16 protein-coding genes are annotated in these 13442 nt (G+C 59.0%); 9 read left to right on the top strand and 7 right to left on the bottom strand.

Annotated features, from left to right (window positions below):
* The first annotated feature begins 104 nt into the window (after window positions 1–104).
* The 9 genes from HU722_RS26205 to HU722_RS26165 all read left to right on the top strand — a co-directional run bounded on the left by HU722_RS26205 (window position 105) and on the right by HU722_RS26165 (window position 6899).
* Window positions 105–794, top strand: a complete 690-nt coding sequence (locus HU722_RS26205; RefSeq protein WP_082224410.1) for a YjfI family protein — start codon at window positions 105–107, stop codon at window positions 792–794.
* 17 nt (window positions 795–811) lie between these two features.
* Complete coding sequence (locus HU722_RS26200; RefSeq protein ID WP_049711342.1) at window positions 812–1510, top strand: PspA/IM30 family protein; 699 nt, start codon at window positions 812–814, stop codon at window positions 1508–1510.
* A gap of 150 nt (window positions 1511–1660) precedes the next feature.
* Complete coding sequence (locus tag HU722_RS26195) at window positions 1661–2221, top strand: rhomboid family intramembrane serine protease (RefSeq protein WP_065891184.1); 561 nt, start codon at window positions 1661–1663, stop codon at window positions 2219–2221.
* A 72-nt stretch (window positions 2222–2293) separates the two neighbouring features.
* A complete protein-coding gene (locus tag HU722_RS26190) occupies window positions 2294–3328 on the top strand; it encodes an ion channel (protein ID WP_065881135.1) in 1035 nt (344 codons plus the stop codon).
* Entirely contained in the window at window positions 3315–3989 is a 675-nt protein-coding gene (locus HU722_RS26185) for a DUF2491 family protein (RefSeq protein WP_065891183.1), read from the top strand. The genes HU722_RS26190 and HU722_RS26185 overlap by 14 nt, the downstream gene beginning before the upstream one ends.
* Before the next feature lie 16 nt (window positions 3990–4005).
* The gene (locus HU722_RS26180) at window positions 4006–4434 is read left to right on the top strand and encodes a DUF350 domain-containing protein (RefSeq protein ID WP_065873700.1); all 429 of its coding nucleotides are present in this window, start codon (window positions 4006–4008) and stop codon (window positions 4432–4434) included.
* A gap of 18 nt (window positions 4435–4452) precedes the next feature.
* A complete protein-coding gene (locus HU722_RS26175; protein ID WP_049711347.1) occupies window positions 4453–5160 on the top strand; it encodes a DUF1190 domain-containing protein in 708 nt (235 codons plus the stop codon).
* Window positions 5161–5172: 12 nt separating this feature from the next.
* A complete protein-coding gene (locus tag HU722_RS26170) occupies window positions 5173–6330 on the top strand; it encodes a glutathionylspermidine synthase family protein (RefSeq protein ID WP_065891182.1) in 1158 nt (385 codons plus the stop codon).
* Between the two features lie 332 nt (window positions 6331–6662).
* Window positions 6663–6899, top strand: coding sequence for a hypothetical protein (locus tag HU722_RS26165; RefSeq protein WP_065891181.1), 237 nt, complete (start codon window positions 6663–6665; stop codon window positions 6897–6899).
* A 301-nt stretch (window positions 6900–7200) separates the two neighbouring features.
* On the opposite strand, the gene HU722_RS26160 is transcribed toward HU722_RS26165, so the two are convergent.
* From HU722_RS26160 to HU722_RS26130, 7 genes are all read right to left on the bottom strand, one after another.
* Window positions 7201–7977, bottom strand: coding sequence for a LexA family transcriptional regulator (locus HU722_RS26160; protein WP_065873697.1), 777 nt, complete (start codon window positions 7975–7977; stop codon window positions 7201–7203).
* 214 nt (window positions 7978–8191) lie between these two features.
* Window positions 8192–8719 (bottom strand): inorganic diphosphatase, encoded by a 528-nt coding sequence (gene ppa, locus HU722_RS26155; RefSeq protein ID WP_049711351.1) that lies wholly within the window; start codon window positions 8717–8719, stop codon window positions 8192–8194.
* Window positions 8720–8828: 109 nt separating this feature from the next.
* Window positions 8829–9644, bottom strand: coding sequence for a M90 family metallopeptidase (locus tag HU722_RS26150; RefSeq protein ID WP_186753058.1), 816 nt, complete (start codon window positions 9642–9644; stop codon window positions 8829–8831).
* 6 nt (window positions 9645–9650) lie between these two features.
* Window positions 9651–10307, bottom strand: coding sequence for a DedA family protein (locus HU722_RS26145; RefSeq protein WP_065891179.1), 657 nt, complete (start codon window positions 10305–10307; stop codon window positions 9651–9653).
* 311 nt (window positions 10308–10618) lie between these two features.
* Window positions 10619–11077 (bottom strand): GNAT family N-acetyltransferase, encoded by a 459-nt coding sequence (locus tag HU722_RS26140; RefSeq protein ID WP_049711354.1) that lies wholly within the window; start codon window positions 11075–11077, stop codon window positions 10619–10621.
* Window positions 11078–11169: 92 nt separating this feature from the next.
* Window positions 11170–12003 (bottom strand): ethanolamine ammonia-lyase subunit EutC, encoded by an 834-nt coding sequence (gene eutC, locus HU722_RS26135; RefSeq protein ID WP_065880420.1) that lies wholly within the window; start codon window positions 12001–12003, stop codon window positions 11170–11172.
* Complete coding sequence (locus tag HU722_RS26130; protein ID WP_065891178.1) at window positions 12000–13394, bottom strand: ethanolamine ammonia-lyase subunit EutB; 1395 nt, start codon at window positions 13392–13394, stop codon at window positions 12000–12002. The genes eutC and HU722_RS26130 overlap by 4 nt, the downstream gene beginning before the upstream one ends.
* Between the last annotated feature and the right edge of the window lie 48 nt (window positions 13395–13442).

The following is a 13442-nucleotide window of genomic DNA, read 5'->3' as shown; positions in this document are numbered from 1 at the left end:
GCCGAAAAACGCACCGAAAAAATCTCACGCGTGAGCTATTGAGCACGATCGAAATTGCCTGTAGTGTTTCTCACGCGTGAGTTTTTCACAACGAGGTCAGTACCATGAAAAGCAGCTCTCCATCGAGCCCGCCAGCAGGGCCCGATACAGATTCAGCAAGCCGCAAGGGAGAGCGCTTGAAATCGCCCGCAAAGAAGCCGTCGAGCTTTTATATGAAGCAGATGCGCGCGGGCCTGGCGGCCGCCGGTTATGTGAAACACGAGACTTGGGTGCTTCCCGAAAATCGAAGCCTGCTCAAGCAGATGGAGAAACAGCTTCGCCAGCCGATTCTGGCTGGCTCATTCATGTCGGAGAATTACATGAGCGCAGGTACCAACTGGAACATCGATCGCCTCTTCAGTGCACTTCAGGCCCTGGACGACGTGGTTTCCAACGACATTACGCTTTCTCTGGTTCAAGGCTCCGAGTCCAGCATCAAGCTGGAAATGAACGACTTCGGTGGCTTGCCGATTTACATCGCGGTGGTCGGCGAGCAGATCATCGTCGACACCGTTCTGGTCGACGTGGAGTCCATCAACGATGTACCTGCCTTCAATGACGCCGTGCTGCGCAGCCGGGAAATGTTCCCGCTGTCTTCGATCGGCATCGAGTCCATGCCGAACGGGCAAGTTGTTTACAACATGTTCGGCGCGTTGAGCTCCGACTCCAGCCTGACGAACATCGTGACCGAGGTAAAAACCCTCGTCGATAACGTGCAGCGCGCCAGCGAAGCCTTTGAACGCTTCTTCAACTAATCAGTAGGGAATATCCAATGACTCAGTCCATCTGGAGCAAATTGTTCACCGCGCTGCGTGGCGGTGCCAACGAAGTCGGCGAATCAATCGTCGACCAACAAGCCCTGCGCATCCTCGACCAGGAAATTCGCGATGCCGACAGCGCGCTGGCCAACGCCAAGCGTGAGCTGGTCAGCATCATGGCCAAGCACAAGCTGGCGACCGATCGCGTCGGCGAGTACAACGCCAAGATCAAGGACCTGGAGTCCAAGGCGATGGCCGCTATCCAGGCCAACCGTGAAGACCTGGCGCTGGAAGTGGCCGAGGCCATTTCGACCCTGACCAACGAATTGGACGTCGAGCAAAAGCAGGCCGCCGAGTTCGGTGGGTACGCTGAAAGCATGCGCAAGGACATCACCAAGGCCGAAAGCCGGATTAAAAGCCTGCGTCAGCAAGTGGACATGGCCAAGGCGCGCGACAGCGTACAGAAGGCCCAGGTCAGCGCGTCCATCGCCAGTGGCGGTGCCAACGGCAAGCTGGAAACCGCCGTCGGTACGTTGAATCGCTTGCAAGCCAAACAGCAGCAACGCGCCGCTGAACTGCAAGCCCAGGACGAACTGGCTGACGCCTCGACGGGTACCGACCTGGAGCGCAAGTTGCGCGACGCCGGCATCACGCCGAACGAAGGCAGCGCCAATGCGATTCTGGAACGTCTGAAGCAAAAGTCGGCCGAGTAAGCGAAGGGCGAACACTGTACCTGTGGCGAGGGAGCTTGCTCCCGTTGGGCTGCGCAGCAGTCCCATTTTCAGGGCCGCTACGCAGCCCAGCGGGAGCAAGCTCCCTCGCCACGGTTCATTAGCGGGCCGGCATTTAACGTCGAGGTCAGGATGGATGCCCTGAAGGGGTTCAAGACAATCGCAGGCCTCGCCCTCTTGATGGTCGCGCTGCAATTGCTCAATGCAGTCACCGGTTACAGCCTGATGGCATTCGGCCTTGTGCCAAGAACGCTGTACGGGCTGCCGGGCATTCTCACCTCACCCTTTTTGCACGCGTCCTTTGCTCACCTGAGTGCGAACCTGATCGCCTTTTTGATACTGGGCACCCTGGTCATCATCGAAGGGTTCAATCGGTTCATCAGCGTCAGCGCAATCATTATCCTGCTGGGCGGCTTGTTGGTCTGGCTGTTCGGTTTTGCAGGGGTGCACGTGGGGGCCAGCGGCTGGGTATTCGGGCTGTGGGCCTACCTGTTGTCTCGCGCCTGGTTTCATCGGAGCTGGAGCAACCTGATAACTGCCGGTGTTGTCGCTCTGCTGTATGGCGGGCTGATTTTTGGCTTCCTGCCGCGTCAGGGGGTGTCCTTCGAAGGTCACCTGTTTGGTGCGTTCGCTGGATTAATTGCTGCCAAGGTACTTCTCTCTGCGCCGCGCAGCAGGTTTAATGCGCGGTGAACGCACTTGAGCCTCCAGACGCCGAGGCGCTGACCTCATCCGGAATCAAGTACCCAGGGAATCAGGGACGACATGTCGATATTTCTATTGTTGCGCCTGTACGCGTCCTCCCTCTTTCACCGCTTCGGCTGGGCAGGTCTGGTCATTGCCCTGGGTGTCCACCTGAGCACGGCCTATCTGGGCCTGGTGTTTCTGGGCGAACAGCACCTTACTGCTCCCGCCACGTTTATCTACTTCTACCTCACCACCACACTCACCGTCGGCTATGGCGACCTCGCGCCACAGACCTCGGCGGGGCGAATTTTCGTGGCCACCTGGGTCATGCTCGGGGGCATTGCGCTGTTGACGGCAGCCATCGGCAAAACCACCAGCAGTGTCATCGATGCATGGAGAAAAGGCATGAAGGGCAAAGGCGATTTCACCGGAAAAGTCGGCCATACGGTGCTCATTGGCTGGGAAGGTACGTCCAGCGAGCGGGTCATTGAGTTGTTGCTGCAAGACGAAACCTCAAACGACAACCTGATCGTCATCTGCGATTGCACCCTCGAAGAAAACCCGATGCCCGGCAAAGCGGCATTCATCCGCGGCGAAAGCCTGTCCTCCACCGCGTTACTGTTGCGTGCAGGCGTTCCCGGTGCCGAGCGTGTGCTGGTGCGAACCCCGTCTGACGACTTGACGCTGGCCACCGTGCTGGCGGTGAATCAACTGAAACCTGTTGGGCATGTGGTCGCGCACTTCAACGAAAGTGAAATTGCCGCACTCGCCAGCTCCTACGCCCCCAGCCTGGAGTGCACCTCCAGCATGGCGATCGAGATGTTGGTGCGCGCCTCCCAGGACCCGGGCTCGTCAGTGGTCATTAATGAGCTGTTGTGCGTGGGCCAAGGCGCCACCCAATACCTGATGAAATTGCCCGAGGCCTTTGAAGCAACGTTCGGTGATCTGTACACGCAGATGAAGGAACGCCACAACGCCACGCTCATCGGCTACCGCGCCAAGGGTGCTCAGCAACCGTCGATCAACCCGCCAAGCGCCACGCGCGTTGAAGGCGGTGAACTCTTTTACATCGCCTCTACACGCCTCAAGGAAATCTCCAATGGGATGGCTTAAACAGTTGATGGGGCTTGAGGCCCCGAACGCGAATACCGATTCGAACCGCACAGCCAGCGTAGCCCTGCCGACCACTGGCCCGTTGGGCCTGGCGCCGGGCAAAGGCGTGATCTTCGACGCAAGCCTGCGATTGTTGCTTGATGATAAAACCAGCGTGGTTATCCCCGGCTCCCAGGAAATCTGGAGCAACGGCACCGTGGACCTCGGGCAGTCGACCTGGCTGTCGCGCTATTACATGAACGACGAAGATTACTGGCTGCAGGTGCACACCACGGGTGACATCGCCGGGCAGGTCGAGTCGGTGATCCTGTTCAACTACCTGAGTTACGTCACCCTCAGCAGTGAGGCGGAACTGCGTCGTCTCGCCGGTCCACAGAGCCTGATCGGGCTGCCGACCTACACGCACAACGGCGTTGAATACAGCCGCGTGTGGGGCAGCGAGGAGGGCCAGACAGAATTAGTGTCAATGAGTGAACAGGTGATCAATCCGGAGAGTGCCTACACCGTCGAGCACCGTTCGATGCTGTACGCCCGTGACACCGGCCTGACCGACCGCCGGGAGTTCCTGCTGTTTTCCGTCGAGGAAGACGCTGAAGGCACCGTCAGCCTGAGCACCTCGCTGGGCATTTCGCTGTACACAACCGACCTGAATACGCTCTGAAAAAAGGAAGAAATCCATGCTAGAAGCTCTGTCCATCTCGCTGAATAAACCCGCCGTGTTCGGGTTTGTCACCTACATCCTGGGTGCCGCCGTGCTGTTCGCGCTGTTCCAGTTCATCTACACCCGCGTCACCCCGCACAAGGAATTCGAACTGATCCGCGCGGGCAACGTGTCGGCTGCGGTCGCGCTGGGCGGCGCCATCATTGGTTTCGCGATTCCGGCCAGCAATGTGATTGCCTTCTCGATCAGCCTCCTCGACTTCGTCGTCTGGGCCGTGATCGCCGCCCTCGTCCAACTGTTGGCGTTTCTGGTGACCAGCCTGGTGCTCAAAGGCACTTCCGAACGCATCAAGAAAGGCGAACTCGCGGCCGGTATCTACGTGGCAGCCGTGGCCATCAGCGTCGGCATGTTGAACGCCGCCTGCATGACGCCTTCCCAGAACTGATTGCGCACGGAGCTCCCGATGAAACGAAGCAAGTACGTCCAGCTTTCGCTGGCAGCGTCGGTCGCCATGGCGATATCCGGCTGCGGGCCGACGGAAAAAACCTACGAGTTGCAGAAGAAGTACAACTTCCAGTCTGTTCAGCAGTGCGCCGATGAAAAGCTTCCGGTGGACGTCTGCTCGGACGCCTACATGACGGCCATGGCCGAGCATCGCCGCATCGCCCCGGTATACGCCAGCCAGGCCGATTGCGATGCCGACTTTGTCGCCGGCTGGTGCCAGTTGGACTCCAATGGCCAGTTCATCCCCAAGCTGGGCGGTTTCGAACTGACCGCCGAAGGCCAGGTCACGCAATCCCAGGTCGACGCGGCCAAGGCGCAAACGGGCGAATCGCAAGCAAGCGGCTCAGGCTTCTCCACCAGCAGCCTGCTGACGGGGCTGTTGATCGGCAACATGCTGAGCAACAACCGCAACAGCTACCGCTCCGAGCCGGTGTATCGCTACCGCGACGATCGCGGCAGCTATGGCTCCTCGACGCTGAGTCAGCGGGCCTCCAGCGGGGCGACATTCGACCGCTCGAACCAGGCGCGGTACGGCAGCAGCAATTACTCGAACACGCTGCGCTCCTCCAGCGCGTCCAGCGCCGTATCGTCGGCCACCTCCCGTGGCGGCTTCGGCAGCAAGGCCAGCGCACGCAGCGGCTGGGGCGGCGGCGGGTCGAGCAGTTAAGGAAACCGGGCCATGAAGAAGATCCATTGCGCAGAGCGTCATGACTGGAAACAGACTGCCGACAGCCTCGGCTTCCTGTTCCACACCATCGACGACGAACCCTACTGGGACGAGAGCGCGTACTACCAGTTCACGCTCAAGCAAATCGAGCAAGATCTCGAAGACCCGACCACCGAGATCCATGACATGTGCATGGACCTCGTGGCCCGCGTGGTCCACAGCGAGGAACTGCTGGACCGCCTGAGCATCCCCGCGCCGTTCTACGACATGATTCGAACCTCATGGCTCGAAGGTCACCCGCACCTGTACGGGCGCATGGACTTTTCCTACAACGGCACCGGGCCCGCCAAGCTGCTCGAACTCAACTACGACACCCCCACCAGCCTGTACGAAGCGGCCGCGTTCCAGTGGGGCTGGCTGGAACAATGCATCGAACGCGGCCTGCTGCCCAAGCACGCCGACCAGTTCAACAGCATCGACACCAAACTGCACCAGGCCTTCGCCCAATTGCAGATCAACCAACCGTTCTACTTCGCCTCGATGAAAGAATCGATCGAAGACAAAGGCACCACCGACTACCTGCGCCTCGTCGCGGAAAAAGTCGGTATCGAATCACGCCACATCGACATCGAAGACATCGGCCTGACCGCCGAAGGCCGCTTCGTCGACCTCGAGGACCGCTGGATCCCCCACCTGTTCAAACTGCACGCCTGGGAGTTCATCTTCCACGAGCCCTTCGGCTCGGCGATTGCCCAAAGTGATACGCAGTTTTTCGAGCCTGCGTGGAAATCCATAATCTCCAATAAAGGCATCCTGCCGCTGTTGTGGGAATTCAACAAAGGCCACCCGAATTTGCTCGCGTCCCACCTGGATACCGACCCGGGGAAAGCCGTGCCAAAGGGCTGGGTGCGCAAGCCGTTCTTCTCGCGGGAGGGGGCCAACATCGAGCTGCAAACGGCTGACGGGCTGATCGTGAAAGAGGACGGGCCCTATACGGATGCGCCGTTCATTCTTCAGGAGTTTGCGCCGCTGCCGAAGTTTGGTGACAGCTACACGCTGATTGGGTCTTGGGTGATTGGTGATCAGGCGGCGGGGATTGGGGTGCGGGAAGACAATAGTTTGATTACCAAGGATTCGAGTCGGTTTTTGCCGCATTTGATATTGGATTAAGGCCGAGCTTAAAGGGCCAGCAGGGTTGATCCCTTTCATTTGCAGGACGTTTCCGAGAGAATCCCAAGTGCATTGCGCCAGCGGGAATGCGTGACTAGGCTGCGAGCTGTCACTGCCTATTCAGTGACCGGGTTTAGTCGCCCGGATTCGATTGGCGCATAAGCAACTCATGAGTCAGGCACTCCTTCGCCTGCATCTTATGGTGGCTGTGCGCAGGGCACCTCCGGGTGCGCCGGGTTTCCAATCGACCGGTCGACTAACCTGCGTACAGCTGCCGCCTTTCGTTTAGTCGCGGGTCGTGGCAGCTCCAGATTATCGATTGGAGTTTTGCTATGGATAACGTTGTTTCGGATTCGCCATCATCGGGTGCGACTCACCCATTTACCATTAATGAAGAACTGAGCTTTGAGGAAGCCTGGGTGCGTGTGGCTGAGTTGCTGCAGTGTGCAGTGGCCACGTCGCAAGCGATCGGTGAACCGCTGGGGGCACCGCATAGGGCGGTGATGCATTTGGTGGAGATGGCGAAGATGGTTGCGGATCGGGCGGTGGAGTGTATGCAGGCTCACTAACATCCTTCAGCGGCGGGAAGGGCTATAAGCCGACCGCTTTAGGTCAGTCAATTGCCCAACAGCTGTTGGACAATTGACTTGGGATTTTTACAGGCATTAAAAAGCCGGCTTGTGGCCGGCTTCTCGGGGACTGCCTCAGCTTGTTTTTGACAAGCCTCACCAGCCTTCAAATCGCTCAGCCCACATTGCGTCAGGCTGAATAGTAGGGGCATCAGCGGGAACTCCTCCGCATCGCCGAGCAGGGTGGATAGCGCAAAGCCACCCCCTGCCAAATGTGCGGCGCATGATACCCACATTCATTTCAAATGCCCACCTCCGGCTCCGATTTAGAGCCTTCCCAGCCTAAAAGATGTTCATCCAGCGGCACCGGGGGCCGGCGGTTGTTCAGGGTGGACCACCAGAACACCCATCCCAGAATCTGGAAGTTCTGTTCAAAGCGTTGTTCGTGTGTGAGGTATTCGTCGGGATGCTCGCCGGCATTGTGGCTACGCATGCGCAAACCACCCCCAGGTCGGTTGTAGAGGTATTTGATGCGCAGCATGCCGTCGTGTTCTACGGCGTAGATTTCGCCGTCGATGATTTGCGTGCGGCCTCGGTCGATGGCGAGGGTGGCGCCTTGTTGGATGATGTCGATCATGCTGTTGTCGACCATGTAGGCGCCCAGGGCGCGGTCGGGGTTTACGGTGAGGGTTTGGAGGGTGTGCAGGGAGACGCGGATGCGTTCGGTGGAGGCGAATGAGGGGTGGAGGTCGATCTCCACGTCGATTTTTTCTGGAGGACAGGCGGGGCCTGTGAGGTATTTGCCGCTTCCTTCGCGGGTAGAGGGCAGTCCTTTTCGGGTGTCCGGGCCTTCCAGCAGGAAGTTGGCCGGTGGGTGTTTGGGGCCTTCGCCGGTACGCAGCCAGCGGCTAGAGATGCACAACAGTTCTGCGATCTCGTTTAGTCGGCCCATGGGTACACCGCGCTTGAACCAGTTGTTCACGTGTTGAGGCGTGACGCCACGGTTCTTGGCGAAGTCGGAGGCGGAAAGATGAACTTCCCGCAGTAGCGCTTTTAAACGATCACCTGATGTATTCATAAACGCAGAGTTTACTGGCGGGATTTACAGATCAAATAAACCATGCGTTGAGTTGCGCTTGTAGGCTTTTGCTTAGTTGTAGCTTAATACTTCGGATTCGGTCGCTAGTTAAACATTGCTTATAAAGAATTGAACTTGTCGTTTAGTTTTTCCCACAAAAAAAGCCCCGAATGATCGGGGCTTTTTCAATTGCCGAGGCAATGAGGAGCAGGTATCAGCCTTTGTAGGCCGCGACCGACTTCATGATTTCTGCGCGAGCGGCTTCTGCATCGCCCCAACCGTCGATCTTCACCCATTTGCCTTTTTCGAGGTCTTTGTAGTTCTCGAAGAAGTGTTTGATCTGCTCCAGCAACAGGGGCGGCAGGTCGGTGTATTCCTTCACGTCCACGTACAGCTGGGACAGCTTGTCGTGTGGCACTGCGATGACTTTGGCGTCGCCGCCGCCGTCGTCGGTCATGTTCAGGATGCCGACTGGGCGTGCGCGGATAACCGAGCCTGGGGTAACCGGGTAAGGGGTTACAACCAGCACGTCGAGGGGATCACCGTCGTCAGCCAGGGTGTTCGGGATGAAACCGTAGTTGGCCGGGTAGAACATCGGGGTGGCCATGAAACGGTCAACGAACAGGCAGTCGCTGTCTTTGTCGATTTCGTATTTGATCGGCGCGTGGTTGGCCGGAATCTCGATGGCGACGTAGATGTCGTTCGGCAGGTCTTTGCCAGCCGGAATCTTGCTGTAGCTCATTGGGCGTTGCCCCCGTTAATTGGCCAAGAAACTTGGCCGGATTGGCCTAAAAGTGGCGGCGATTATAGGCACATTCTGACGCCGATGCCATGCGCCAGACGTCGTACGGTCATTCGCCTTGTGGCTGATAACGTGGGTCGCTGGCCTGCAGTTCGGTGAGGCGGGCCAAGGGATACTGGCGATAAAAGCGGCTGAGTTGCGCGTACACCTGTGGATAACTGCTCACCAGCAAATCCGGGGCGCTGAAAAAATATTCGCTGGTGACGGCAAAGAATTCCGCCGGGTTTTCGGCGGCGTAGGGGTCAATCTCGGTATCGGCGTCCGGGTTGGCGTCCAGTTGGCGATTGAGGTCGTCGTAGGCGCTTTGCATCACGCTGGCCCATTCCTGCACGCGCATGTCGTTGTGCAGCGGTGGCAGGCCGTTGGCGTCGCCGTTGAGCATGTCGAGCTTGTGCGCCAGTTCGTGGATGACCAGGTTGTAGCCTTCCCAGTTACCGCTGGCGAGTACGCCGGGCCAGGCGAGGATCACTGGGCCTTGTTGCCAGGCTTCGCCGCTGTGTTCGCCGTCCCATTCGTGTTCGATGCCGCTGCTGTCGCGATGGCGCTGGGGGCTGACGAAGTCGTCGGGGTACAGCACGATTTCGTGGAAGCCTTGGTACCAATCCAGGTCGCCGAGGTTTATCAGCGGCAGTTGCGCCTGGGCGGCGAGCAGCAGGCGTTGTTCCTGATGCAGTTCGACGCCGGGCAGGGCGGTGAGGTGTTTTTCGGCAAGGAACACCACGCAGGCTTCACGCAGCCACTGGTCCTGATCGGCAGTGATGCCGTCGAGGAAGCTCAGGTGCTGGCGTACCCGCTGCCAGGTGTCATCGGCAATCGGGTGCCTGGCCAGCAAGCGCTGGCGACGCCAGGCGCTGAGGGACCACATCGGCGCTTACTGCGACTTGGCTTCGGAGGAGGAGCGGCCAAAACGGCTGCGGAATACACCAATGATCATCGGTACCAGCGACAGTAGGATGATAAACACCACCAGCAGCGACAGGTTTTTCTTGATGAACGGCACGTTGCCAAAGAAGTAGCCCAAGGTGACCAAGCCGCCCACCCAGAGGATAGTGCCCAGCACGCTGAAACCAAAGAAGCGTACGTAGGGCATTTTCGCGATGCCGGCGACGAACGGCGCGAAGGTGCGCAGGATTGGCAGGAAGCGCGCCAGCGTCACGGTTTTGCCGCCGTGCTTGTCGTAGAAGTCGTGGGTTTTTTGCAGGTAATCGCGACGGAAGATTTTCGAGTTGGGGTTGTTGAACAAGCGTTCGCCCACCGTTCGCCCGATTACGTAGTTGGTGCTGTCGCCAAGGATCGCCGCCAGCATCAACAGGCCGCCCAGCAAGACCGGGTCCATACCACCACCTGCGGCCACGGCGCCGGCGATAAACAGCAACGAATCACCCGGCAGGAACGGCATGACCACCAAGCCGGTTTCGCAAAAAATGACCAGAAACAGAATGGCGTAGATCCACGGACCGTAATTGGTTACCAGCAGGTCGAGGTAAACATCGAGATGCAGGATAAGGTCGAGCGGGTTGAAATCCATGGATGGCACCTGTGTGAATGGCCCGGCTCTGCAGGCCTGTGCGGAAGCTCGGGTAATAAGGCTACAAGTGTATGCCGCATTTCTTACAACCCTGAAAGGTCCGCATTATACGGATAGAGCGGTGAAAAGCGTGTTGGTTTTGTAGCGGGGGATGTCGTGGCACGCGGTCCGCAGATCACCACAAATCCAAATGTGGGAGCGGGCTTGCTCGCGAAAGCGGCGGGTCAGTTATAAATAGTCTGACTGAACCAACGCTTTCGCGAGCAAGCCCGCTCCCACAGGGGAATTGTAGTGTTTGAAGTATTCAGGTTTCAGTCTTCGCTGATCGGCAACGTGTAGTTCTTGAATTCAGTGTCCTCACGGAATCCGATCGACTCATAGGTCTTCTGCGCCACTTCATTGTCACTGCTGGTCGAGACTCGCAGCCGCACCGCATGTGTCTCCTTGGCCATCTTCTTCGCCGTACGCATCAGGTTGTCCGCCACTAATTGTCGGCGCGCGTCTTCCGCCACGTAGATGTCATTAAGAATCCACACCCGCTTCAGCGACAGCGACGAATAGCTGGGGTACAGCTGGCAAAATCCAAGCAGCTTCTTGTCGTCATCGTCCGCCAGGGCCAGGTAAATCACCGACTCCTTGCGGCGCAGGCGTTTTTCCAGAAAGGCCCGCGAGGAGTCCGGGAAGGGCAAGGCGCCATAAAACTCGCGGTATTTGACGAACAACGGGGTCAACAGGTCCAGGTGTTCCAGGGTCGCTTGAGTAATCCGCATGCCAGGCCTCAACTTCCAGATTGGGTATGACCACACAAGCGGCCGTGACTCGATGCTGCCTAATGGCGTGAAAAAGCGCAATCGCCCATCAATCAGTCATCCGGTGAACTGAGCAGGAAGTTACCTTTCATGAGGTCCGGATCGTCGGATTCGATTGTCTGAACCTGCGCTTCGTCCTTGAGATTGACCCCCGACAACTGCCGACGACACGCCTCTCGCATCAGATACAGCAGGCGATGGGCCGCCATGCCGTAACTCAGTCCTTCCAGGCGTACGTTGGAGATGCAATTGCGATAGGCGTCGGTAAGGCCCACTTTGGGGTTGTAGGTGAAATACAGCCCCAGGCTGTCCGGCGAGCTGAGGCCTGGCCGTTCGCCGATCAGGATCACCACCATCCTGGCACCGAGCAATTGGCCGATTTCATCTGCCACCGCCACGCGTCCCTGTTCCACCAAAATGACGGGCGACAAAGACCAGCCTTCAGCGTGGGTTTGTTCCTCCATGCGTGTAAGAAACGGCAGGGTGTGTTTATGCACCGCCAGCGCCGATAAACCATCGGCCACCACCACCGCCAGATCCACGCCGCCGGGATTAGCCTCGGCATGGTCGCGCAGGGTTTGGGCCGACTCATCACTGAGGCGCCGCCCCAGATCCGGGCGTTGCAGGTAGCTGTGCCGGTCGGCAGCAGCACTGTGCAGTAACAAACTATCGCGTCCGCGTTCTGCCAGTTGACTGCTCAGGCCCGCGTGGTCGAAGGGCAGGTGCACCGCGTCACGCGCCTGGGCGTGAGCATATTGGAAGTCCAGTTGCGCGTTGGTGGGGATGCTGGTGCCGGTTCGGCCCAGGGCAATACGCGCCGGCGTCAGGCGGCGCAGTTCCAGCCAGGGGTTGTCAGGCAGGTCTAGTTGCACGGGCGGCTCCTTCATCCCAGTTGCGCCAAGGCTTGGCGAAACGCCGGTGGCAGGCTGTTGCCGAAGCGTACCTTGCCGTCGGCTTGCGTGAAGATGCCCATCTTCGCCAGCCACTGTTCGAACTCCGGCGCCGGTTTTAACCCCAGGGTCTGGCGGGCGTACAACGCGTCATGGAACGAGGTGGTCTGGTAGTTGAGCATAATGTCGTCGGAACCGGGGATGCCCATGATGAAGTTGATCCCGGCCACGCCCAGCAGGGTCAGCAGCGTGTCCATGTCATCCTGGTCGGCTTCGGCGTGGTTGGTGTAGCAGATGTCGCAACCCATCGGCACGCCCAGCAACTTGCCGCAGAAGTGGTCTTCCAGGCCCGCGCGAATGATTTGCTTGCCGTTGTACAGGTACTCGGGGCCGATAAAACCGACCACAGTATTCACAAGGAATGGCTTGAAGTGCCGCGCCACCGCGTAGGCGCGGGTTTCGCAGGTTTGCTGGTCGACGCCAAAGTGCGCGTTAGCCGACAAGGCACTGCCCTGGCCGGTTTCGAAATACATCAGGTTCTGGCCCAGCGTGCCGCGATTGAGGCTCAAGCCCGCGTCGTAACCTTCCTGCAGCACACTCAAGCTGATGCCGAAACTGGCGTTGGCCGCCTCGGTGCCGGCAATCGACTGGAACACCAGGTCCAACGGCACGCCGCGGTTGATCGCTTCGATGGAGGTGGTGACGTGGGTCAGCACGCAGGCCTGGGTCGGGATCTCATAGCGCTGGATAATCGCGTCGAGCATCTCCAGCATGGCGCAGATCGAGGCGATGCTGTCGGTGGCCGGGTTGATGCCGATCATGGCGTCGCCGTTGCCGTAGAGCAGGCCATCAAGGATGCTCGCCGCGATACCTGCTGGTTCGTCCGTCGGATGGTTGGGTTGCAGCCGTGTGGATAACCGCCCGCGCAGGCCCATGGTGCCGCGAAACTGCGTGACCACGCGGATCTTCTGCGCCACCAGCACCAGGTCCTGCACGCGCATGATCTTGGACACGGCGGCCGCCATTTCCGGTGTCAGCCCTGGCGCCAATGCGCGTAGGGATTGTTCATCGGCGGCGTCGCTGAGCAGCCAGTCGCGCAGGCCGCCGACGGTCAGGTGGCTGACCGCCGCAAACGCCTGTTTATCGTGGGTGTCGATGATCAGTCGGGTGACTTCGTCGCTTTCATACGGAATCAGCACTTCTTCCAGGAAGTGTTTCAGCGGGATATTCGCCAACGCCATCTGCGCGGCCACCCGTTCGCCGTCGTTCTGTGCGGCGACGCCGGCGAGAAAGTCCCCGGAGCGTGCGGGGCTGGCCTTGGCCATCACGTCCTTGAGGCTGTCGAAGCGGTAGGTTTGTGCACCTACCGCGTGGGAAAAGCTTGCCATACAGTGTCTCCTTGATGACGCGGGCCCCTGTGAACAAGGTCCCCGCGT

Origin of the sequence: Pseudomonas tritici, assembly GCF_014268275.3 — a bacterium.
Taxonomy (GTDB): Bacteria; Pseudomonadota; Gammaproteobacteria; order Pseudomonadales; family Pseudomonadaceae; genus Aquipseudomonas; species Aquipseudomonas tritici.
Note: the sequence above shows the minus strand (reverse complement) of the source record. Positions and strands in the feature narration are given on the sequence as shown.

Coding starts and splice junctions, on each gene's coding strand:
- HU722_RS26200 (WP_049711342.1), top strand. CDS start 812: ATGACTCAGTCCATCTGGAGCAAATTGTTCACCGCGCTGCGTGGCGGT.
- HU722_RS26140 (WP_049711354.1), bottom strand. CDS start 11,077: ATGCGGATTACTCAAGCGACCCTGGAACACCTGGACCTGTTGACCCCG.
- HU722_RS26195 (WP_065891184.1), top strand. CDS start 1,661: ATGGATGCCCTGAAGGGGTTCAAGACAATCGCAGGCCTCGCCCTCTTG.
- HU722_RS26180 (WP_065873700.1), top strand. CDS start 4,006: ATGCTAGAAGCTCTGTCCATCTCGCTGAATAAACCCGCCGTGTTCGGG.
- HU722_RS26150 (WP_186753058.1), bottom strand. CDS start 9,644: ATGTGGTCCCTCAGCGCCTGGCGTCGCCAGCGCTTGCTGGCCAGGCAC.
- HU722_RS26175 (WP_049711347.1), top strand. CDS start 4,453: ATGAAACGAAGCAAGTACGTCCAGCTTTCGCTGGCAGCGTCGGTCGCC.
- HU722_RS26165 (WP_065891181.1), top strand. CDS start 6,663: ATGGATAACGTTGTTTCGGATTCGCCATCATCGGGTGCGACTCACCCA.
- HU722_RS26205 (WP_082224410.1), top strand. CDS start 105: ATGAAAAGCAGCTCTCCATCGAGCCCGCCAGCAGGGCCCGATACAGAT.
- ppa (WP_049711351.1), bottom strand. CDS start 8,719: ATGAGCTACAGCAAGATTCCGGCTGGCAAAGACCTGCCGAACGACATC.
- HU722_RS26190 (WP_065881135.1), top strand. CDS start 2,294: ATGTCGATATTTCTATTGTTGCGCCTGTACGCGTCCTCCCTCTTTCAC.
- HU722_RS26130 (WP_065891178.1), bottom strand. CDS start 13,394: ATGGCAAGCTTTTCCCACGCGGTAGGTGCACAAACCTACCGCTTCGAC.
- eutC (WP_065880420.1), bottom strand. CDS start 12,003: ATGAAGGAGCCGCCCGTGCAACTAGACCTGCCTGACAACCCCTGGCTG.
- HU722_RS26145 (WP_065891179.1), bottom strand. CDS start 10,307: ATGGATTTCAACCCGCTCGACCTTATCCTGCATCTCGATGTTTACCTC.
- HU722_RS26160 (WP_065873697.1), bottom strand. CDS start 7,977: ATGAATACATCAGGTGATCGTTTAAAAGCGCTACTGCGGGAAGTTCAT.
- HU722_RS26170 (WP_065891182.1), top strand. CDS start 5,173: ATGAAGAAGATCCATTGCGCAGAGCGTCATGACTGGAAACAGACTGCC.
- HU722_RS26185 (WP_065891183.1), top strand. CDS start 3,315: ATGGGATGGCTTAAACAGTTGATGGGGCTTGAGGCCCCGAACGCGAAT.